Here is a 22,563-nt window from a genome sequence, read left to right as displayed (position 1 = left end):
ACTTCATTAAGTACGACAAAGATAACTCAAAACTTACAAAACATTTACGAAACGGAACGAAAATACTGCTCTATCCTTTGCAAAAAGAGTAAATATAGTTCACGGACTTCCATCTGTGAATGAGTAACGCTAAGTTCTTTTAACTTGCCATACAAGCCGTGTAGCTCATTCTCCAAACAGCCAGTCGCATACTTATGTTCACCGGAAGCCCCACGCACAACATCTAACCACGCTTCCAAACACAGCAACTGAATATCCAACTGTGCATAACTGATCGTTAACTCCGAATTGAATCCATTAAATAATCCTTTATACAGGTCTTGGAAAAACTCCGGATAGCCACATCGGATATAATTCTTTTGCAGTAACCGTTTGAATAGTTTCCTCACCTCAGGATATAGCAAATCATTTCTGTTTTCCAACAAATTCGCCTTCACATAATCACACTCCATTTCAAGGGTCGGATGGAACAAATATTTGTCTAAATTCATCATTGCCTGATGTTGTACTTCAGCAGGTTGTCCCTCACGGATATTTTCAGCAATCCCCGCCAAATAAGAAGCATACAACTGAATGGCTTTTCTATAAAGCTCGCGTAACGAGCTACTTTTCCGAGCTACTTTTTCTTTGTACACAATCTTATCCAACTGACTAAGTATCGTCTGTAGATGAACGATCTTCACTGCATAATCTTCCGGCCTCTCAACAGCATGGAAATCTCCCAGCCAACGACGAAGTTTCTCACGCTCATCATAGCAATTCCCGGTACCTTTCAAAGGAACATAACCGAAATAAATAGCCCGTTCATCTTCTTCTCCAACTTTCAAAGGTCCATTACACACTGCTTTTGAACGTACTTCACTCAATCCCAACAAGTGCCCGACCTCTTTGGCCACTTCGTTCTGCAACAACTCTTTTGCAACTTCCTTTGAGTAGCGGTCTGTCCGAATACGTGAATCAGTTGCACCGCACGTCAATAGGTAATTATCCAGCAGCCCCTTCATAAAACCATGCCCTATGTTCAGTCGACATGAGAGAATCTCTCCTGTTCGGGGATGATGAGTCAAGCTACTTTTCACTCCCGGCATTCGTAAGTCATAAGAGATAAAGGCAGATTGCTCCGCCGACACAACTCTACGGTCAGCGTATTTTACCTGCAAAACCGGATGACGTAACCCCGCTTTGCGGAATGCTCCGTTCCACGCTTCTACTCCCGACTTCACCGCCTTGAAATATTCTTGCGGGAAAAGCGTGTCCACATAAAAGGTTAGCGGCTTTGCCAAATCCCAACGAAGAATCAACGAGTCTTCCACCATACAATAAGGATCTTGCGAATAATCTTTAAAATGTAAGGTACGGTAAGGTATTCTGTTATCCGCCAAACGAATCCTGTCCTTCTTCTGCGGAAGCAGACGGAGCACACAAGTCACTTCCAGAGGCATACTGCCATCAGGCAGTACTATTGCCGAACTAGAATACATATATCTTTCCGCCTCCACTCCATGATAGCGCTTTACAGTGAATGATACTCCCTCATCAAAAGGATGTATTCTCACCACTTCGGACAAGGCGGGAACGAGCGAACGAATAAAACTATACTGATAACTGAACCATTCGTCTCCATTCAGCAGATATTCCGTGATCCGAATGATAGCTCCCCGCTCTCCGGAATAGGACACTACCGAATGGCTGATTCCCTCCGGCTGTACATTGGACAATGAAAAAGCCTGCTGATAAACACTTTCCGTATCTAGTATACGTTCCATATAAAACGGCTGCTGGAAGCAGACAGTTCCTTCAGTAGGAGAGGTGATACGCACCACTCCCAAACCATTGGCGGGACGACAGAGCAAATCAAAACCTCTGTCGATCTGCGCACTGATTTGCATTTCACGGCCGATATATTCGGAAGGTATCTCCAAGTATACTTCTCCGTCCGCCACATAGACGGGGAATACTCCATCTATCTTTTTCATTCCTTCAACGAAGAACTCCTCAAACGGTCTGACTGTCTCCTGTGCTTGCACAAATGCACCGACACACAGTAATATAAAGAATAGTACTCTTTTGTTTTTCATAAATCTCTTTCTATCCCTTTCTCATTATTAATTTTCTTCAATGCCTGCCTCGCGGCTATCAATAACCGGGACGAAGGCACCTTCTCCGGGTTTTCCGTCAGTTTCAGCAAACTACTTACATACAGTGTCTGTATCTTATGCTTTGCAGCATCCACTAAAGCGGAATCCACTGATGTACTGTCCGTCCTTTCCGTAAACAATCCCTCATGTACACCCTGCAAAAATTCATCTACCGAAAGCATACCCTCACACGCATTCTCCGATTCCTCCACTTTCCGAAGGGAACGTATCAAATCCGGCATCAGTCCCTCATAAAAGTGTTCCAATTCTTTAGCGGCATTCAATTCCAAAGGAGTAGTGAGCGATTCGTTAAACAGCCACACTGGCGGTTGTAAGAAGTAGGTTTGCACGAACTTCAAAGCCTTCCGGTTATAATCCGCTTTCTCCGGCAGGTAGATATTATCATTCTCCAAACCGGCAAGGCGCTTTCCGCCAAAATGCGACAAGACATGCCGAACCCAATCTGTATAATGCTGGACGATAGACTGATAACGTCCTTGCAGCACGTGTAAAGAGACTTTATCCGCCACTCTCCAAGCCTCCGGCTGCGCACAGATATACTTCAGATTCTCTATTCCCTGCGCATTAATGGCGACATGATCATTGCCTAAATCCTCCATCTGCGACTCCACATCTACTCCTGCCGAAAAATGTAGCAAAGGATTCTGTTGCTGTTTCTCATTCCATGACCTTCTGTTCTTTTCCCTTTCCCTAGCGTCCTTTCCCTGAAATATCCGATAGCCCCATTCGATAGCCCATCTGTCATATTTACCAATACGGACACGCCTGTTCTTCAGGTCGACTTTATCGCCGGGCCGCAACGCATAGTTGCAACGCACATAATCCATGATGGAAGTTCCTATCCCATTGCGGTTCAGAAATTCATTATCCCGCAATTGTTCTATGGAATAATGAGAACTACCCAGAAAGTTGTGTTCCAGTCCCAATGTGTGACCTACTTCATGAGTCAGCACCAGCTTGATAAGTTCATATTGCAAAGAATCCGGCAATACGATGTCCCATGCTTGAGGATCATTGGCACCGCATTGGGCAAAGTACCATTTCTGTACCAAATTCAAGACACTACTGAAAATGCCGATGTGGCAGGCGATAATCTCACCCGAACGGGATTCGCAAGGAGTAGGGCCGTACGCATTGTTCAGACCGGATATCTTCCATGAAATGAACGGATAGCTGCTGTCATAGATACTAAACTCCGGATTTTCTTCTGCCGTAGGTGCCAGACACGCATCTATCGCATTCTTAAAACCCGCCTGTTCAAAAGCCGGTTGCCAGTCGCGTACGGCTTCAACGATACAGTTAATATACTTTTCAGGCGTATTGCGGTCTATATAGAAAATGATGGGTTGTACAGGCTCCACCAATTCCCCTTTCATATACCTCTCTCTGTCTTCGGGACGTACTTCCAGCCGCCACCGTTTAATAAATGCTTTCCGACGGGAAGGGTTATCTCCCTCGAAGACCTCTTTTCCAATAGCAAAATAAGAACCGCCATCAGCCGTGACTGCCTCCAAAGGTTGCTCGGACAGTAAACGGATACACAATCCCGCATCCCAATCACCTATATAAGAAGGAGTTTCCGGCTGTCCCGGCAGTCTTAACGATGAGCTTCCGTACTTACGGGATATATGGAACAACAGACGATCTCGATAACCGGTGATTTCTTTTATGTGGTCTTTATCCCTCTGACGCGAACCGATCGACAAATCGAAAGATACGATATCAAGCGTAAACAAAGGAAAGTCTTTCAATATTGAACCTACTTCCACCAATGAACTTCTTTCACTTTTTGCCCGAATAGGCAACGCTTTATAGAGCCTGTCATTTCCTCGCTGGGCAGCGATACGAGCGTATGTTCCCGCAGTACCTTCTACTATTCTTTCATTCAATGGGTCTACCATCCACAATTCATTTCCCTGCTTGCGGAGACTGAAGAAAACAGGACCTATCATATCGCCTGCATAACCGAACTTCTTCTCCATATCCCGATAGGGACGGGCAGGAGCCGCCAAGATAGTGGTAGTAACAGCAAACTCACGTCCCAGCAATGAATCGGGTACTTCCCAATAAAGGCGATCGCCATTGCGATAAGTGGTGAACATACCGGGAATGACTTCCACAGAAGATTTCTCTCCCGTTGATAAGTCATCTTTTGCAGATGACTCTCTTTCAAGAAAAGCAGCAATGTCCGGCTGCTGCCCGTACATACAGGTACAAACAAAGACGGACATTGCTATATTGATTATTCTTTTCAGCATAAGAAGTAATACATATCATTATTCATAATTGTAAGTGATATCCACTATCTTACCAATAGGCTGATTAGGATCTTCGTAAACACAAATACTTCTCTCTTCACGAGAAATATCACCTGCCATTGTCAACTGTATTTCCACAACTACCCCCTTCTCACCTGTATTGATACCAAGCCCAAGACACATTCCTAATTTTTCCTTATATTCTCCCTCCGCTTCCCCATCATTTTCTTCTCTCACACTTTCGGGATCCTTAAATTTAAGACTAGCAATTTGTGCCGATGAATCGACTTCATAAGCATAAAGTTCTGTCACTTGCCCACGGTCAAGGTTGATACGATACAATTTATTACCGGAAGCCATAAATATGATATTTGCCGTATAGGCATAAGAAGCAGCAAATTTAGCTGTTTCTACATCCACCTCCGAAGGGACAGCTATTGTATATTTAGCAGCGCAAGTAGGATCCTCATTTTCCCAATCCGCACTAAACTTAAAGACCGTGAGTTCTTTTCCGTTGAAAGGAGCAGTGATAGCATAGGCATAATTGCCATAGCTTCCTCCGGTAATTATATCTTTCACTTGTAACGACGGGTCTATGGCATCCGGATCAAAAACATTAGCATCATCTTCCATTGAATAAATGCTCACCGGCTTTTGGTCGCTCCAAGGAGTTCCAAACTTACGTATATTTTGTGTAGCCTGATTCCCCATATAATCAAAAGTACCAGGAAGAGAAGCATTAAGAAAACAATGGTTTACTTTATCGAAAAACAACAACCCACCTTTATAAGAACCAAAAGCGGAAATAGCAGGATACTCGTTACCGCTTTTCACTGAGTATGGAACGCAGAAAGCATCCATAAAAGCACAATATGCCTTTCCATTATTCACAAATAATTCGCCATGAGTACTCATTTTATAAAATTCAATCTTTAAAGATTCTCCCTCATTGACCGGTTCAAAAAGTATTTTATCAGATCGGTATATTGGTTTCAACGTACTCGGAGTAAATAATGACAAATCACAATCTGTGACTAACATCAATGCCGGAATTACCTTAAAGCCCAAAAAAGATAACATATCTTTCAACTTCGAATTTCCATAATTTTTTCTTGCACTAACAGCCAAAGGTTTTCCACTAAGTGGAAAAGCCTGATTCAATTCCGACTTAAATACATCAGAATAAACATAATACCCCTCTGGAGTACCTTCGATAGCTCCTAATATACCACTTTCTTCCTTTTCTTGTAATATAAACCAACAAGGATTTAAAGGTCGAATAATAGCAACTTCCCCAGTCTGATACCAAGTTGTTCCGTTCTTCCTATCTGTAACCACTACCATTAAACCTATATTTTCTGATTCATAGGGTTCAACCGTTATCTTACATTCTTTTCCTACAGAATAATCTTCATAATCGATCATTCTTTCCGAACCGGCCTTTACTCCTTTCTTGGTCTTTTTCCATTGAAATACAAGATTGGCTTCATTCTGCTCTAACGTTTGAGAAATCTCCGGTACAATAGATACTTCCACCGCTTCGTCTTTCGGCATACGTAACTTTGTTTCAGGTATTTTGACTTCCATTGAATTCACTTCATGATAATCATAATCCCCTTTATCATCATAGCAGCTTATCTGCAACAAAGCTACTACAACAAAACTTATTATATAGATGATATACTTTTTCATAATAGTTTCTTTTAATCTTATTCAAAACTTATTTCATTTCCATCTTCATCCAAAATAGGAGGGTTACCTTCTGCTTTATAATTTGCATAAGCATCTACAACTTTAGCCTTATCAGCATCAATATCTTCTACATCTTCCGATGTATGTCCCAATATATCCATCATAAACATATATTTGGCATCACTATAGTCTCCCCATTCCCAATCCCACTCATCAGGTTCAATTTCCCATCTCACAGAAAAAATTATCTGATTCTTTTCTACCAACCCTTTATCAAACTTATGTGCAGAATTATCTAAATCAAATTCGAGATTACAACCATATAAATTCTTACCTTTCTTCATTTCCGGACGAGTAAATCTAAAATAAAAGACCTGATGGATAGTATCCAAAGAAGTATATGTATACTTATCGTTCAATAACACATCTACAGAATTTTTATAATTACTGTTCGGAGTTACTTTTACACAAAAATCACGGCTTTCTTTCAAAAGATCCCCTTGAATCTGTACGGTAAAACTATCTACTGAATAAGGTTCTTTCTTCACATAATCCGTATCAATAAGAATACGTAAATGTGTATTTCCATAAAAATTAATACGAGGTGTCTGATTGTACAGCTCTATTTCATTTTCACTGCACCCCATATATACACCACTGATAAGAATCAGTAAAGCAAAATATATAATTCTTTTCATAATGCTTTATCATTTAGAGTTATTTCCAAAAATATACTCATTATCCGGCAGAGTCACCTGATAATGTGCATCGGTCATAGCTTCTACTCCACAACCATAATAAGTACTATAATCATGCGCTTTCAAGAAATAGAAAAGTTGCCCCTCGGCAAAATACTCTTTTCTATATTCTTTCATAATTTCATTGACGCGCTTAGTCTGTTGCTTATTCTCTTCCGAAGCAGCATCAACATTATCATAGCCATCGGTTAGAATCTCGTCATTATAAGAAATGCCCCGCGCAAAACGGACTGTATTCAATGCTTCGGCGCTCTCCGAAGGAATAGTGGCACATTCCGCTACGATATAATACATTTCCGGCAGACGAATCAAAGGTACCGCATTAGCTCCAGAATAGTTATAAGACACTGTCAGCGGCTTTTGATTATACTTTCTACTAAAAACGACTCCGCTTCCGTCTGAAGAATTTACGACAGTGAACATCACAGCCAAACGTCTCCAATCCGTATTACCGGCTCCTTCAGTTTCATAAAATAATTCATAATTTTCTTTTGAAGTCATGAAGTGATATTCCGTATTGACACTTTCCATATCCATACCATTATCCGAAAGTAAATTAGAAAATTCATTTACTGTTATTCCGAAAATCTGCTCTGCATATCGTATGGAATTATAATTAGCAGCCGTTTGTGATTTATATAAAGTAAAATATTTAGAAGCTCCAATTACCTCTCTGGCATATTCCACAGCCAATTTCCGGCTTTCCACATCCCCTTTATAACAATATACACGAGCTAACATTGCTTTCACAGCATACAGATTCATCCTGAACTCACGATTCACAAGAAAATGATTCTTATCTTTGTATGCTTCATTTTCATGATCTGTAAAAAAGTCACACGGGTCATTCTCTTTCAGAAGTTTTTCAGCCTCATTCAAGTCTTTCAAAATAGCGTTTACCACTTCATCTGCTGATAGAATAGGAGTAGCATCTTTATTGAAAGCTGTACGATAAGGAATAGCCTCAGACGCAGGATTCTTTTTATAAACCGGACCAAACAAACGTAATAAGTCAAAATGAAGAAAAGCCCGGAGTCCGAGAGCTTCTCCTTTCATAGTTTCATAAAATCGTTCCGTTACCAATACGTCTTTATTCTTATCTACATATTCCAGAAAATTATTAATATTGGCGATGATAGTATACATATCTGCATAAATCCCGTTCTTTTTACTTAAGAACTGATTTTCATAATCAAACACAATACTTTGATTAAAAACGGTATTCGTATTATAACCGGGATAATTTGTATATAAACCTGCCAATTCATCCAAATATCCATAAGTCAAATCTCCGGCATATAACTCTCTTGTTCCTAATTTTAAGTAAATACCCGTAAGAGCATCCTTGAACCCGGATTCCGATTCAAATTGCTTATCGGCAGGAATAGAAGTTTTCGGAGAGACATCCAACCAATCACTGCAGGACACAATCCCCAGCACCATTGTCGTTAATAGTATATATATAATATGTTTCATACAAATATGTTTTTAATTAGAAACCTACATTCAAAGAAAATGTGAACTGACGTGAATAAGGATAATATAAACCTCTTTCACGTTTTACAGTAGACAAGTAGAAGAAATCTTCCATATTGAAGGATACTTTAGCCGAACTCAATCCCCAATGGCCGATAAACTTGGTATTCGTACGGTCCATACGATAATAGACCGATAAAGAACTTCCCTGAAATACATTTTCATCCATAATAAAACGGGAAGTAGCCTTCGTTTCCCATCCCGTAGAATTAATAGCACGGAACTGTGCCTTATCACCCGGGTTCATCCAACGGAGTTGAGATACCCTGCGGTCAGCATTATATTTCAAATTCGCATTTTCCACTTTATCAAGTAAAGTCTGATTGTATACCTGACCACCAAACTGATATCTGAAACTTACATCGGCTCCCCATCCCATATAAGTAAAAGAGGAATTAATATATCCTTGCCATTTAGGTTCCGTATTACCAATTGGTACTACATCATTCGCATTCCAATTGACAGCACTTGTCATTTCTCCATTGCGTTTCAACAAAATTTCATCTCCAGAAGCCGGATCAATACCCAACGAACGCACTACCCAAATACGGGAAAGAGATTCTCCTTCTTCATAGCGGGGTAATGGCATATCTTTTAGCTTTAATGAATTCTGATCATTCATGTGTTTCATCGCTTCTGATATTTTTAATAATTTGTCAGCATTATGCGAACCGTTCACCATAATGGTCCAATAAGCTTGTTTGGCAGTATTCTTATAAGGAATAGCAGAAAGACTGATCTCCCAACCTTTATTCTCTATCTTACCGATGTTCTCGGGATATTTGGGAAAACCAACGGAAGGTGCAAGACTAACCTGAGTAATCATATTATCGGTTATTTTACGGTAATATTCTATACGAGCGGTAAAACGCTGGTCAAATAGTCCCAGTTCCAACGCTAAATTGGTACTTTTGGTAGTTTGCCATTTTAAACTTTCATTGTGCATTGCCAGAATCTCCGAACCGGTAGCATCTGATGAATAATAAGGCAGCAGCAGGTTAGCATATGTATAATACCCATGTGCCTGATAAGGGTCAAACCCTTGTGAACCGGTAGTACCATAAGTACCTCTCAATATCAAGTCGGAAATAAAAGAGACGTTTTTCAAGAAGTTTTCTTTCTTTAAATCCCAGCGCAATCCAGTCGACCAGAAAGGAGCCCATCGATTATCTTTTCCAAATTGAGAAGAACCGTCCAAACGTATATTGAAATCAAACGAATACTTATATTTATATGAATATCCTCCGGCTGCTACCCAACCGATAGACCGACTGGTGCTTTCCAAACCGGTTACTTTTTCATTATACTTTTTACCAAATAATAAATTATCCATATTATCATTCGGGAAACCTGTAACATAGTTACCAAAAGTTTCCGAAGTATTCTCTAATACACTCATACGGGCATTAGCTGTCAGATAATGATCTCTCAGTTGTTTATTCCAACTTCCTGTTAAATCTACTCCCCAACTAACCGATTCACTTTGGCTTCTGCGATAATCACCTCTCAGAGTAGGATCAGTCACATCATCAAACGCAGTATGTTGTGCAGGACGGAAAATATCGCGATGTCCTACACTTTTCGATAACGAAAACGCACCTTCCAAACGAAGTTCTTCAGTAGGATTGTATTCTACTTTAAAAAGCTCGCGTACAGCAAAATTCTTACTTTGATCCTTACTGTTGAATGTAGTGTTATACATCGGATTCAAGTAATTCGAATCACCTCCTATTCCTTCAAAGTTATCCAAACGTTTCTGAATTTCTCCATCTTCTCCATAAGGACGTAAATAAGGGTTCAAACGGGTATATTCACTGAAACTTCCCCACGGAGACTCATTAGCAACCGAATTATCAAGAGTTATACTATTCTTCAACAATACTTTCTTCAAACGATACTGAAAATCCAATGAACCTGTCAATACATCACGCTTACTGTCTTTCATTACACCCGGAGAATTATTATATCCGACATACATCCGATAGCGTAATGCCTCATCACCTCCTTCCAAAGTGACAGTGTGGCGTTGTTGAATAGAAGTCTGTAAAGGCTTATCCAACCAATATGTATTTACTCCCGCCAATACTTCACGCAATTTATACTGATAAAGTCTCCATTTTTCCAGTGTTTCCCCGCCATACGTATAAACCCCTCCTTTCAATTCCGCATCCAGTTTCTCTCTTGCATCCATCAAATTATATCCTGTCAAATCCGGAGTTTCAATACGAAGTTCACCTCCGTATGTAACCCAGATACGTCCGGGTTTGGGAGTTTTACTTTCAATTACGATTACTCCATTCGCAGCACGCGAACCATATATTGCTGTAGCGGCAGCATCCTTCAACAGAACAATAGAAGAAACGCGGTCGGGATCCAAATCGGCTAGTGTCTGTATACCAATTTCAAAACCATCCATGATCAGCAACGGTTGATTTGCGTAAGTTTCATACTCACCTTGAACGGCAATAACATCATTATTGGCCGAATTAAAATCAACCGCACCTCTTGATTCCAAATCCATATTGGCACCGCCGCGCATACGCATATCAGGCAAATTGTTCGGATTGGAACCCATGTTTATATTATCAACGATACGCAGTCCGGGAGCAACGGCGGCCAATGCTTTAGCCACATTATTTGTACTGTATTTCTTCAAATCCTCTCCTTTGATAGTGACAGACGAACCGGTAAAACCTTCTTTCTTGCGGCTGAACATACCGGTCACCACTACTTCGTTCAATGCTTTCGTGTCTGTTTTCATCACTACCGACATATAAGAAGTGGGATTCAATAACTGAGTCTGCATACCCACATACGATACTCTGACCTGATTATCTTGTGGAACATCGGAGAGTTTAAAATTTCCGTTATTATCCGTAATGGTACTGATATTCGCATCCTCCACCATAACGGTCGCTCCAATCACCGGAAAGCCATCTTCTTCGGAAAGCACTTTTCCTTTTACTTCCCGTATCACTTTAGCGGTCTTTTTCGTAATATTGATAAACTGGCCGTCGATGTGATATTTCAACGGGTGCTTTCCTATAATCACCTTCAATGCTCCGTCGATTGTAGCTTTTTCCACTTTGCCTGTGACTGTGTAAGAACTGATTTCATCGTAGATAAAAAGTACTTTATATCCCGATATTTTCTCCAAACGTTTAAAAACAGAAGGCAGCCCTTCGTTTCTAAACTCCATCGTGATCTGCTTCCCTTTTTCTTCCTGCGCCTGCGTATGCAGCGAATATGCAAAAAGAGAAAGCAAGAACAAAACAATGAACTTCTGTGCCCGATTCTTTTTCATAAGCCTGAATAATAGTTAAGTAATATTTCATTTTTTAAATTGTATACGAAGTTTAAAAAAGAATGGTTACCCTTAAAAGGAGTTATTTTTCAGAAATATACTCTTTTATTCAGATTTATGTCTTTTTGCTCGTCTTTTATTCAATAATAAGCTTTCCTGTTTCCAAAGAAGCGGTAAAGCTCTCCATACGATTCAATAATTCGATCAGATGATAAATGTCTTGGTGACGATTTGCAAAGAAATGCATCCGATAATCCATAATTTTGCTATTACGGAACTCTATATCTATATTATACCACCGCCCTATCTCTTTCATCATGTCAACTAAGGCAACATCGTCGAAATAGAAAAATCCTTCCTTCCAATACAAGAATGACTCTATATCAACTTCATTCACAACGTATGCTCCATCAGAAGACAATTGCGCACTCTGTCCCGGTTTCATTTCTACGGCATGTACTCCACAAGTATCGCTAACTGCTACTTTTCCTTTTATCAGCGTGACACAAATTTCGGCAGGGGAATAGCTTCTGACATTAAATTCGGTCCCAAGCACACGAACCTGTGTATTACCGCTCTTTACGATAAAAGGATGTCCGGTATCTTTAACCACTTTAAAATAAGCTTCACCTTCCAACGTAACCACTCTTTCTTTTCCCTTGAAAACCGTAGGATAGCACAAACGGCTGTCCGAGTTCATCAGTACTTCGGTGCCGTCAGACAAAACAACCGTAAATGTTTGCCCCCTAGGAATACTCAATCTGTGTATTTGAACTTTAGTCTTTCTTGTTTCCTTGTTTTCAGTCTGCACAGGGCGATAACCCACTCCTTTTGAAGAAACTTGGGCAATGGTAGAAGGAAATGTTTGCACAATTTCTTCCAGAGGCTTGGCTTCTTTTTCATCGTCTACCTGCAAAGTGACTTCCTGAGCGGAAGCTTTTGCCTGAAAGACTTGAATATGTTCCGGTTCCGATGAAAATAACATCCCACGCAAAACCAATACAACAATAACCGTTGCCGCCACTCCGGCAAAACTTATCCAAAAGAGAGAAGTATTTTTTCTGTGCTTATTATCTTCAGAATGTTTACGATGAAAATCAGCCAGCTCTTTCTGTATATCAATTACCAGTGTATTTTTCGCTTTCTGCATCTCTATGGTAAGCTCCGCCATATCACTGCATATCTGCATACATTCTTCATCTTCCTTTAAACTTTGTATCTGTCCGGAAGTGACACTGGAAGTATCCTCCATTATTTTCAGAGCTTCTTCTTCCGACTTACTTATATTTATATCTTTAGTGTCCATAAATCATTTATTCGATATATATATTTACGATTTAAAGTTCATCTTGGTTACCTTTTTGCCCTAATTCTTCACGGAGAATACGCAAAGCTTTCACTATATTCTTATGAATAGCAGCTACACTGACATTCAGTTCTTCCGCCACTTCTTTATATTTCTTGTTCTGAATGTAACACGCTTCCAGAATCCGACAATTATAAGGTGTCAGCTTTTCCATCGCTTTGCGAATAAGTAAAATACGATTGTCCGACTCATGAGAATGGGATTCTACGATCCGACTTGCCAACTGCGAAGCAAATTCCACATATTCTTCATGGATGTTTTGCTTACGAAGGTAATCGATACAACGGGTACGGATAATTGTATAAAGATAAGTCTTTGCCGTAATTTCTTCTATCTTATCATAATTGCGCCACAAATACTCAAAGGCATCACTTACGATATCACGACAGACTTCAGCATCATTGATGAAATAGTATGCAAAATATACAAATTGCGCATACCATTCATTAAACATTTTGTCAAAAGTGGCTTTATCTTCCATGAATATCGTAGTCTCTTATTGTTTTTCCGATTGACAAAGATAGTTTAAAACTTAATACGGAGTTGCATTTGCACATCTGCTTTTTTATTTCCGCGTATCAAATCATTACCGGAACCTATCTCGTTACGATCCAGGTAGACCGTCTCTCCGAACTTGGTTATGAACAACCAGTGTTTGTTCGGTTCATATCTCAGCCGGATACTATATCGAAATCCACATCCTTGAAATGAAGGAGTATAAAATGTATAGAGCAGCCCTTTCTCGGATGCATATACGCGCGAATCATAACTGTCGGTATAAAAGTAACTGCCTTGAACGTCAGCAAACAGCCTGGCCCAAGGCAGTTGGGAGGATATCATCTGTGTAACCTGATATCCGATGTTAGCAGCTCTGTCCTGAAAATGAAAATGATTATAATCTAAAGTTGTACGACTGCTAAACACTTCTTTCAAAGAATAGTTCAAACGATAACGAAGTCGGTGGTGAAAGACAGGAAGTGTCAATGCTCCTTTACTACCCGTCCAGTCACGCTCTTTTCGTTTATAACGGTACTTCAAATCCATCGAAATATTATTTTGCGGAGTAAAAGTAGATTGAAGCAGTACATCCGCTCCACGAGAAGCTTTATTGACTCTGTATTTTTTCCACGGAAAGGAAAACAAGTCGAATGAAGCAAAAAACCTCCAACGGGCAAAAGGAGAGGTTTCCAACCCGAAATAATATCCCTGCTCATTCTGGGTCGTACTTCCTTCCTCAAAAGAATGAGCGAACATTGCCCAATAATTATAGGAATAGAACCGGTGTATCAACATAAGTATCGTGTTCTGAACCGGTGAATATTGCAAACGGTTCAAAGAAGCCCAACCTTGTTTTCCCATCGCCGTCTCTCCCTGAAAAGAAAAACGATGCCAGCGATAAGCATAATCTACTCCCAAGTTATAAAAGTTATTCCCATGAAGATTGTATTTGGAATAGCCTGTTAATTCCGGTTCATACGGTCGGTTGAAAACATAGTAAATACCGGTGATACCCAACTTGATACGGTTCTGTTGATAAGTTATATTTCCACCTGCCGACTGTAATGTGAACAAGTTCCGCTTATCCGCTTCTTTCCGGCTCCGATGCAGTCCGGTTTTATAAATAGATGTAATCTCTCCGTCGGTTAGCACTCCATCCTTTTTCCGATGTGAATAAAATGCGGAAACATCCCAATGATTATCTACACTCACCGTAGCCGCCACTCCCCGAAAGTAATTGTATTCGTCCGTAGAAGAGTGTTTCTTTATTCCACCACTACGATTATTGAAAGAAGAAGCATAGATCGTTTTCCCCATCAGATAATCCGTACTAACCACTAGCCCTTGACCGAAACTTAACCGATAGTTACCAACAGCTAATGTTTTCAACCGACCACAGTTTTTCAACAGCAGATAAAAAGAATAATAATCATAGCCGTACCGATTATGCAAAGCTCCGAAAGGCTCTCCCGCATCTTTCTCGCCAACCACTCCCGCATAAAGCCGATCACTATATCGAAAACCATATTTCACAGAGTTATAAACAGAAGGTCCCAGATAGGTATGTTCATAACCTTTACGCTTATAAAACGGTATATCCATGCGGGTTAGCACTTCATGCTTACCATATTTAGCTGCACTTTTCAACATGGTTTTCCACTGAAAAGCAGGTTCATTGTTAATAGCTTCTACATAAACAAAAGGCAATAGATACTGGATAGTCTGCCTGTCTATATCCTCTACCAACTGAAGTTCATAAATGGTTTTCATCTGTCCGTGAATATAGATATATGCCAACAAATGTTCGATCTGAATATCGCTCAGAAAAGGAAATTGTTCAAGTTGTTCACGAGTGGCGATATTCAAATTAACCGGTTCTTTCAAACGGCTGGAAAGTTCTTCCAATTCATTTTCCAAATTCAAGGTATTCACAGAGTTATCAATATCATTATTAACAGATAAATCTTCGAGAATATCCTCTAAAAGACTTTCAGTGGGGTTTTGAGCACTACAAGCAGGAATTATGAACAAGCTGTTTATAATACTTATCAACCGGATTAGTTGAGTAGTTTTCATCAATAAAAAGTATTTTATTCCTTGCTTTCTTTGCAGACAAGGGCGCAAAGATACTTTAAATAGGTTAACATCTTTGTGAAAAGACTAAATAATAAAATTTTAGTTCTATTTTTGTACCGTGAAAAGAAGGCTTAACATAGTAGTAATGACACTGTTTGCCATCGTTTGCTATTCGCTGAAAACGCAGGCGCAGGAAAAGCAAAGCATCAATGGATACTTGGTTCCCATGTGTATCTACAATGGAGATACGATTCCATGTGTCCAGTTAAGAACTGTGTATATCTTCCGTCCGCTGAAATTCAAGAATGAAAAAGAACGTAGAGAGTACTATCGCCTCATACGCAACGTGAAAAAGGTATATCCTATCTCTAAAGAAATCAACCAGGCTATCATCGAAACTTACGAATATCTTCAAACTCTGCCCAATGAAAAAGCACGCCAAAAACACATCAAACGAGTAGAAAAAGGGTTGAAAGAGCAATATACCGCCCGAATGAAAAAACTCTCTTTCGCACAAGGGAAATTGTTGATAAAGCTAATAGACCGCCAAAGTAACCAAACCAGTTATGAACTGGTGAAAGCATTTATGGGACCTTTCAAAGCAGGATTCTATCAGGCATTTGCCGCATTGTTCGGTGCTAGCCTGAAAAAGGAATATGATCCGCAAGGAGAGGACAAGCTAACAGAACGTGTGGTGTTGATGGTGGAGAACGGACAAATCTGATACATTATCCACTAATTCACAGAAGCTATTAACTCAACTGTTGATAACCGAATTGCCGGCTATTAATAATTGAGTTTTCAAGTATTAATAACTGACCTGTCAAGTATTAACAGTTGAAAACTCAGCTATTAACAACTGACAAGCAACTTATTAATAACTGTTCTAACAGCTATTCACATTAAAGTTACCGGATAGTTATTAACAAAATAAAAACCTTTAATAATCAGAGAATTAACTAAATAATAAACCAGTTATCAACCATTTATTAACCAATACGGAATTGTGTTCTTAACGTAGTTTCTTGAACAAATCCCAAATGACAATCCCGGTGGTTACCGAAACATTCAAGGAGTGTTTGGTTCCGTATTGGGGAATTTCTATACAGCCATCCGAATGGTTGATAACCTCCTGCTGCACTCCTTTCACTTCATTTCCCATCACAATGGCGTATTTTTTGGTCTTATCCAATTCGAGCTTATCCAACATAATGCTTCCTTCCGCCTGTTCTACGGAATAGACAACATACCCCTCTTTCCGGAGGTTATCAACCGCATCAACAGCGTTATTAACATACTTCCAATCGACAGTGAACTCAGCCCCCAAAGCCGTCTTATGCATTTCGGGGTGTGGAGGAGTGGCCGTTATGCCACAAAGGTAGATACATTCAATACGGAATGCATCCGATGTACGAAATACGGAACCTATATTATGCAGACTACGAATATCGTCCAGCACCACTACCAAAGGCAGTTTTTCGGCTTGTTTGAACTCTTCGGCACTAATACGGTTCAACTCTGTTATTTTTAGTTTACGCATACGTCTTTTCTTTATATGATGTTCTTGTTTCCTTTATATTGCGTTCTTGTCGCAAAGGTAACTCTTTTCTGTTAACAGAGATGTTGATAACGGTTTAAAACCTGTCAAAACTATCGGCAAAGATTTTGAAAAATAATTCTTGCATTATTCAAAAGAAGATATAAGGAGGCTTCTTTATGAACATTCCAAAAAATAAACTCTAAACTTTCTACACAGACATAAACATATTTTTCAGCACTTATCTGCCTGTTTATATCCATAAAGTTTTTAACTTTGCACTTTATCAACAGGGAGTTAATATATAACTTCAATTTGGGGATATTTCCATTGATAATAAAGCAAGTAGGATAAGATATCTTCTTATTTATTCAGTTTATAACGGACTCATAAAGCAGAAGTATGAACTAATAACTTATCAGGCAAGGAAAATCGTATTTATTTGCTAACATTATTAACAGGCTATCATCACTAACAAAGGATTTTTTTTAAAAGAAGGAAAAAAGAATATAATAATGAATGAACTAATAAAAGCTATAAACGAGCTGAAGAAAGAGAAGAATGCAATCATTCTGGGGCACTACTACCAGAAGGGTGAGATACAAGATATCGCCGATTACGTTGGTGACAGTTTGGCATTGGCCCAATGGGCGGCGAAAACGAAAGCAGACATCATCGTGATGTGCGGTGTTCACTTTATGGGTGAAACGGCAAAGGTTCTTTGTCCGGAGAAAAAAGTATTGGTTCCCGATATGGCGGCAGGCTGTTCGTTGGCAGACAGTTGTCCGGCGGATAAGTTTGCGCAGTTTGTCAAAGAGCATCCCGGATACACCGTTATTTCGTACGTCAATACGACAGCTGCCGTGAAAGCGGTAACGGATGTAGTGGTGACTTCCACTAATGCGAAGCAGATCGTGGAAAGCTTCCCCAAAGATGAGAAAATAATTTTTGGTCCGGATAGGAATTTGGGAAATTATATCAACTCAGTTACGAACCGCAATATGTTACTTTGGGACGGAGCCTGCCATGTGCACGAACAGTTCTCTGTTGAAAAGATTGTGGAGCTGAAAGCACAACATCCCGAAGCATTGGTGCTGGCACATCCCGAATGTAAGAGTACGGTACTGAAACTGGCGGATGTAGTAGGTTCTACGGCTGCCCTGTTGAAATACGCCGTGAATCATCCCGAAAATACATATATTGTGGCTACCGAATCAGGTATCTTGCATGAGATGCAGAAGAAGTGTCCGCAAACAGTGTTTATTCCCGCTCCTCCGAATGATAGTACGTGCGGCTGTAATGAATGTAGCTTTATGCGGTTGAATACGTTAGAGAAGCTGTATGAGTGTCTGAAGAATGAATCACCGGAAATTACGGTGGATCCGGAGGTAGCGAAGAAAGCTGTGAAGCCGATTCAACGGATGTTGGAGATTTCGGCTAAGCTGGGATTATAAAATTTAGAATCTAATATACTATGAAACTAAAATCATTCTTATTTTTTTTGTTATTGGGTTCTGTTTCTATTTTACAGGCTTCCGATAGGCCTCTAATTAAGATAGAAACAGAACGGACCAGCCTGATCTATCAGGTGGGGGATAACGGGCGTTTGTATCAGAAGTATCTTGGTAAAAGACTGAACCATGACTCTGATATACAATTTCTTCCGCAGGGAACCGAAGCTTATCTGACTCATGGTATGGAAGATTACTTTGAACCGGCTATCCACATGCGGCATAATGATAACAACTCTTCATTGCTTCTTAAGTATGTGGAGCATTCGAACGAACCGAAAGGTGACGGAGTCAACGAGACGGTGATTACACTCAAGGATGATAAATACCCCGTTACGGTGAAGCTTCATTATATAGCTTACGGCAAAGAGAATGTCATCCGTACTTTCAGTGAAATCAACCATCAGGAGAAGAAACCTGTTATCCTCAGCAAATACGCTTCTTCCATGCTGCACCTGAATAGTAGCAGATATTTTCTGACTGAATTTTCCGGTGACTGGGCACATGAAGCCAATATAACTGAAAGGGAACTGGATTTTGGTAAGAAAGTGGTGGATACAAAATTGGGCACACGTGCCAATTTGTTTGTTTCTCCTTTCTTCCAACTGTCTTTAGGTAATCCTTCACAGGAGAATGCAGGTGAAGTGCTTGTAGGTACTTTGGGATGGACAGGCAATTTCCGTTTTATTTTCGAGGTGGACAATAAAAACGAGTTGCGCATCATCAGTGGTATTAACCCGTATGCTTCTGAATATAAACTTCCCGCCAACGAAGTTTTCCGTACTCCGGATTTCTATTTCACTTATAGTTGTCAGGGTAAGGGTGAGGCCAGCCGTAGTTTTCATGATTGGGCACGCAATCATCAGGTAAAGAAGGGTGGTGAAACACGCATGACTTTATTAAATAATTGGGAAGCGACTTATTTTAATTTCGATGAAAATAAACTGATCGGTCTGATAGATGAGGCTACCAAATTGGGAGTGGATATGTTTCTGTTGGATGACGGCTGGTTTGCTAATAAGTATCCTCGTAGCAGTGACCGTCAGGGATTGGGTGACTGGGAAGAAACGGCAGACAAACTTCCGAACGGAATCGGACGTCTTGTCGAAGAATCACAAAAGAAAGGCATTAAATTCGGTTTGTGGATAGAGCCGGAGATGGTGAATCCCAAGAGCGAGCTTTATGAAAACCATAAAGATTGGGTGATTCATCTGCCTAACCGTGATGAATATTATTTCCGTAACCAAATGGTGCTTGATCTTAGTAATCCGAAAGTGCAGGATCATGTATTCGGCGTGGTAGATAAGTTGATGACCAAGTATCCGGGTATTGCTTTCTTCAAATGGGATTGCAATAGTCCTATTACAAACATTTATTCAATGTATCTGAAAGAAAACCAGTCTCATTTGTATATTGATTATGTGCGTGGACTCTATAAAGTGTTGGACAGAATCAAGGCGAAGTACCCTGATCTTCCTATGATGTTGTGTTCCGGTGGTGGCGGACGTTCTGATTATGAAGCCTTGAAATATTTTACAGAGTTTTGGCCAAGCGACAATACTGATCCTATCGAACGTCTTTTTATTCAATGGGGATTTTCGCAGGTATTTCCCAGTAAAACACTGTGTGCTCATGTTACCACTTGGAATCGTGGAACCAGCATTAAGTTCCGTACGGATGTTGCTATGATGTGTAAATTGGGATTTGATATTAAGTTGGATGATATGAGTCAGAGCGATCACTTGTATTGTGTTCAGGCAGTCAAGAACTATAATCGCTTGAAGCCTGTTATTCTTGATGGTGATTTGTATCGTCTTGTTTCTCCTTATGGCAGCAACCATACTTCTTCCATGTATGTGGGGAAAGATAAGAAAACAGCCGTGGTTTTTGCTTTTGATATTCATCCTCGTTATGGAGAAAAAACATTACCTGTCCGTTTACAAGGACTGAATTCGGATCAGATGTATCGTGTGAAGGAAATTAACATGATGTCTGGTAGTAGTTCTTCTTTGAAAGATAATGGTCAGCTTTTCTCCGGTGAATATCTGATGAATGTCGGTTTGAACGTTTTCACTACACGACAGTTGAATAGTCGTGTTATTGAAATCAAAGCAGAATAAAATATAGGAGAATATTAAAAGTAAAGATAAAATAGTCTTTGCAGGTTATTTTATCTTTACTGGCTGTACTACCAACTCCGCATTTATAAACTTCTTTTTCGTGATGTATGAAGTATATAATTAATGAGCAAGCAGAGTGAATTACTGTGCTTTATATATTGTTGGAATATGGATTATTAGCGTTGTAAGAACTCACAGAGCTTTTGTATGGCTAATGCACGGTGACTTATTTTGTTTTTTATATCATTTCCTAGTTCGGCAAAAGTCTTGTCATAACCTTCCGGTTGAAAGACAGGATCATATCCAAAGCCTGATTCACCCCGTTTCTCTTTGATTATCTCGCCTTTTATTATTCCTTCGAAAAGATAATTCTTACCGTCCAATATCAATGAGATAGCAGTACGGAACTGTGCTTTGCGATTTTCCTTTCCTTCTAACTCGTGGAGCAGTTTAAGCATATTGGCTTGCGCGTCATGTCCTTCTCCACCTGCATAACGTGCGGAATAGACTCCGGGAGCTCCACCTAATGCTTCCACTTCCAGACCGGTGTCGTCCGCAAAGCAGTTCAAACCGTAGTTGTTGTAGATAAAGGAAGATTTCAGCAACGCATTTCCTTCCAATGTATCGGCTGTTTCGGGAATATCTGTGTGGCAATCGATATCATTCAGGCTTAACAATTCTATTTGATCTCCCAAAATGGCTGCTACCTCTTCCAGTTTATGGGCATTGTTAGTGGCAAATACAAGTTTGCGTTTCATCATTCTTTTTTATTTCAATAGAGTTATTCAATAACAATCAACTGATTATTTCAACTTGTCGAATCCTTCTCCATATACTCCGATAACGGAACTTTGTGAGATAAATGCATTCGGGTCGATACGTTTTACCATGCGGAAGATGTCTAATGACTGGCGTTTCTTGGCGAGTACCACCAATACTTTTACATCGCCTTTACTATACCATCCGGTGCCGTCGAGTACCGTTACCCCACGATTGGTATCTTTTATGATATGGTCGGCTATTTCATCGTATTTTTTTGAGAAGATAAGAAATTGAACCGATTGACGGGCACTGTTGATAATCCAGTCTAATACGACACCAATAATGAACAGTGTGACAAAACCAAAGATAACACGGCGCCAGTCATGGAATATAAAGTAGCAGGAACTGATGATAACTACGTCACAGATCATGATCATTCTTCCGAGTGATACATCTTTGTATTTGTTGACGATGGCTGCAATGATATCCGTTCCACCGGTACTTCCGTTATAATTGAAAGTGATGCCCAAACCTACACCGCACATGGCTGCTCCGATAATACAAGCCATGAAATCTTGTCCGGGTCCAAGCAATAACGGTTTGCCGTCCAGTGTCATATCCGGTGCCACTACATAATTGTTGACTATCAACTGAAAAAGCCAAAGCAGGAATGTCAGCATAAAGATGGCGTATGTAGTCTTTATACTGAATCGGGGACCTAGCATACGGATGGCAAATGTCATCAGAACTGCATTGATAATAAAATATGACCATTGGATCGGAAATCCGGTTGCATAATAAATAATAGCTCCGATACCGGTAGTTCCACCGGTCGTTATCTGGTAGGGTAGTAAGAATGCCGCCCATCCCAAAGAATAACTTATCAATCCGAGAGTAATGTAGATATAATCTTTCACTTCTCTCATTAATTCCGCCTTTTCCAGTTTATACATAAAAGTAGATTTATATGATAGTTTCACCACAGA

At 40.0% G+C, this 22,563-nt stretch carries 15 protein-coding genes; 3 read left to right on the top strand and 12 right to left on the bottom strand.

Features of this window, described 5'->3' with window-relative positions; genetic code table 11:
- Nucleotides 1-44: 44 nt before the first annotated feature.
- The 9 genes from GD630_RS15970 to GD630_RS15930 form a co-directional block, all read right to left on the bottom strand.
- Nucleotides 45-2,078: a DUF5117 and DUF5118 domain-containing protein gene (locus GD630_RS15970; protein WP_143867297.1), complete on the bottom strand. Its 2,034-nt coding sequence runs from the start codon at nt 2,076-2,078 to the stop codon at nt 45-47.
- Nucleotides 2,075-4,417 carry a zinc-dependent metalloprotease gene (locus GD630_RS15965; RefSeq protein WP_143867300.1) on the bottom strand — a complete coding sequence of 781 codons (2,343 nt, stop codon included), beginning with the start codon at nt 4,415-4,417 and terminating at the stop codon, nt 2,075-2,077. The genes GD630_RS15970 and GD630_RS15965 overlap by 4 nt, the downstream gene beginning before the upstream one ends.
- 18 nt (nt 4,418-4,435) lie before the next feature.
- Complete coding sequence (locus GD630_RS15960; protein ID WP_143867303.1) at nt 4,436-6,109, bottom strand: PKD-like family lipoprotein; 1,674 nt, start codon at nt 6,107-6,109, stop codon at nt 4,436-4,438.
- Nucleotides 6,110-6,126: 17 nt separating this feature from the next.
- Entirely contained in the window at nt 6,127-6,807 is a 681-nt protein-coding gene (locus GD630_RS15955) for a DUF4843 domain-containing protein (protein ID WP_143867304.1), read from the bottom strand.
- Between the two features lie 9 nt (nt 6,808-6,816).
- A complete protein-coding gene (locus GD630_RS15950; protein ID WP_143867307.1) occupies nt 6,817-8,343 on the bottom strand; it encodes a RagB/SusD family nutrient uptake outer membrane protein in 1,527 nt (508 codons plus the stop codon).
- Between the two features lie 16 nt (nt 8,344-8,359).
- Entirely contained in the window at nt 8,360-11,707 is a 3,348-nt protein-coding gene (locus GD630_RS15945; protein WP_143867309.1) for a SusC/RagA family TonB-linked outer membrane protein, read from the bottom strand.
- A 136-nt stretch (nt 11,708-11,843) separates the two neighbouring features.
- Nucleotides 11,844-13,013 (bottom strand): FecR family protein, encoded by a 1,170-nt coding sequence (locus tag GD630_RS15940; protein WP_143867312.1) that lies wholly within the window; start codon nt 13,011-13,013, stop codon nt 11,844-11,846.
- A 31-nt stretch (nt 13,014-13,044) separates the two neighbouring features.
- Nucleotides 13,045-13,554 carry a sigma-70 family RNA polymerase sigma factor gene (locus GD630_RS15935; RefSeq protein WP_143867314.1) on the bottom strand — a complete coding sequence of 170 codons (510 nt, stop codon included), beginning with the start codon at nt 13,552-13,554 and terminating at the stop codon, nt 13,045-13,047.
- Nucleotides 13,555-13,598: 44 nt separating this feature from the next.
- The gene (locus tag GD630_RS15930) at nt 13,599-15,647 is read right to left on the bottom strand and encodes a helix-hairpin-helix domain-containing protein (RefSeq protein ID WP_143867317.1); all 2,049 of its coding nucleotides are present in this window, start codon (nt 15,645-15,647) and stop codon (nt 13,599-13,601) included.
- A gap of 145 nt (nt 15,648-15,792) precedes the next feature.
- Here GD630_RS15930 and GD630_RS15925 point away from each other — a divergent pair, with 145 nt between their 5' ends.
- Nucleotides 15,793-16,371 carry a DUF4294 domain-containing protein gene (locus tag GD630_RS15925; protein WP_143867319.1) on the top strand — a complete coding sequence of 193 codons (579 nt, stop codon included), beginning with the start codon at nt 15,793-15,795 and terminating at the stop codon, nt 16,369-16,371.
- A 288-nt stretch (nt 16,372-16,659) separates the two neighbouring features.
- Here GD630_RS15925 and GD630_RS15920 read toward each other — a convergent pair whose 3' ends face one another.
- Entirely contained in the window at nt 16,660-17,187 is a 528-nt protein-coding gene (locus tag GD630_RS15920) for an RNA methyltransferase (protein ID WP_007762613.1), read from the bottom strand.
- 512 nt (nt 17,188-17,699) lie between these two features.
- On the opposite strand from GD630_RS15920, the gene nadA reads away from it, so the two are divergent.
- Nucleotides 17,700-18,638, top strand: coding sequence for a quinolinate synthase NadA (nadA, locus tag GD630_RS15915; protein WP_143867321.1), 939 nt, complete (start codon nt 17,700-17,702; stop codon nt 18,636-18,638).
- A gap of 20 nt (nt 18,639-18,658) precedes the next feature.
- On the top strand, nt 18,659-20,815 hold the full coding sequence (locus GD630_RS15910) for an alpha-galactosidase (protein WP_143867324.1): 2,157 nt from the start codon (nt 18,659-18,661) through the stop codon (nt 20,813-20,815).
- A 176-nt stretch (nt 20,816-20,991) separates the two neighbouring features.
- On the opposite strand, the gene GD630_RS15905 is transcribed toward GD630_RS15910, so the two are convergent.
- Both GD630_RS15905 and GD630_RS15900 read right to left on the bottom strand, forming a co-directional pair.
- Nucleotides 20,992-21,573: a non-canonical purine NTP diphosphatase gene (locus tag GD630_RS15905; RefSeq protein WP_143867367.1), complete on the bottom strand. Its 582-nt coding sequence runs from the start codon at nt 21,571-21,573 to the stop codon at nt 20,992-20,994.
- 45 nt (nt 21,574-21,618) lie between these two features.
- On the bottom strand, nt 21,619-22,530 hold the full coding sequence (locus GD630_RS15900; protein ID WP_143867327.1) for a YitT family protein: 912 nt from the start codon (nt 22,528-22,530) through the stop codon (nt 21,619-21,621).
- Between the last annotated feature and the right edge of the window lie 33 nt (nt 22,531-22,563).

Origin of the sequence: Bacteroides zhangwenhongii (assembly GCF_009193325.2) — a bacterium.
Taxonomy (GTDB): Bacteria; Bacteroidota; Bacteroidia; order Bacteroidales; family Bacteroidaceae; genus Bacteroides; species Bacteroides zhangwenhongii.
This window is presented reverse-complemented; position numbering and strand designations above follow the sequence as displayed.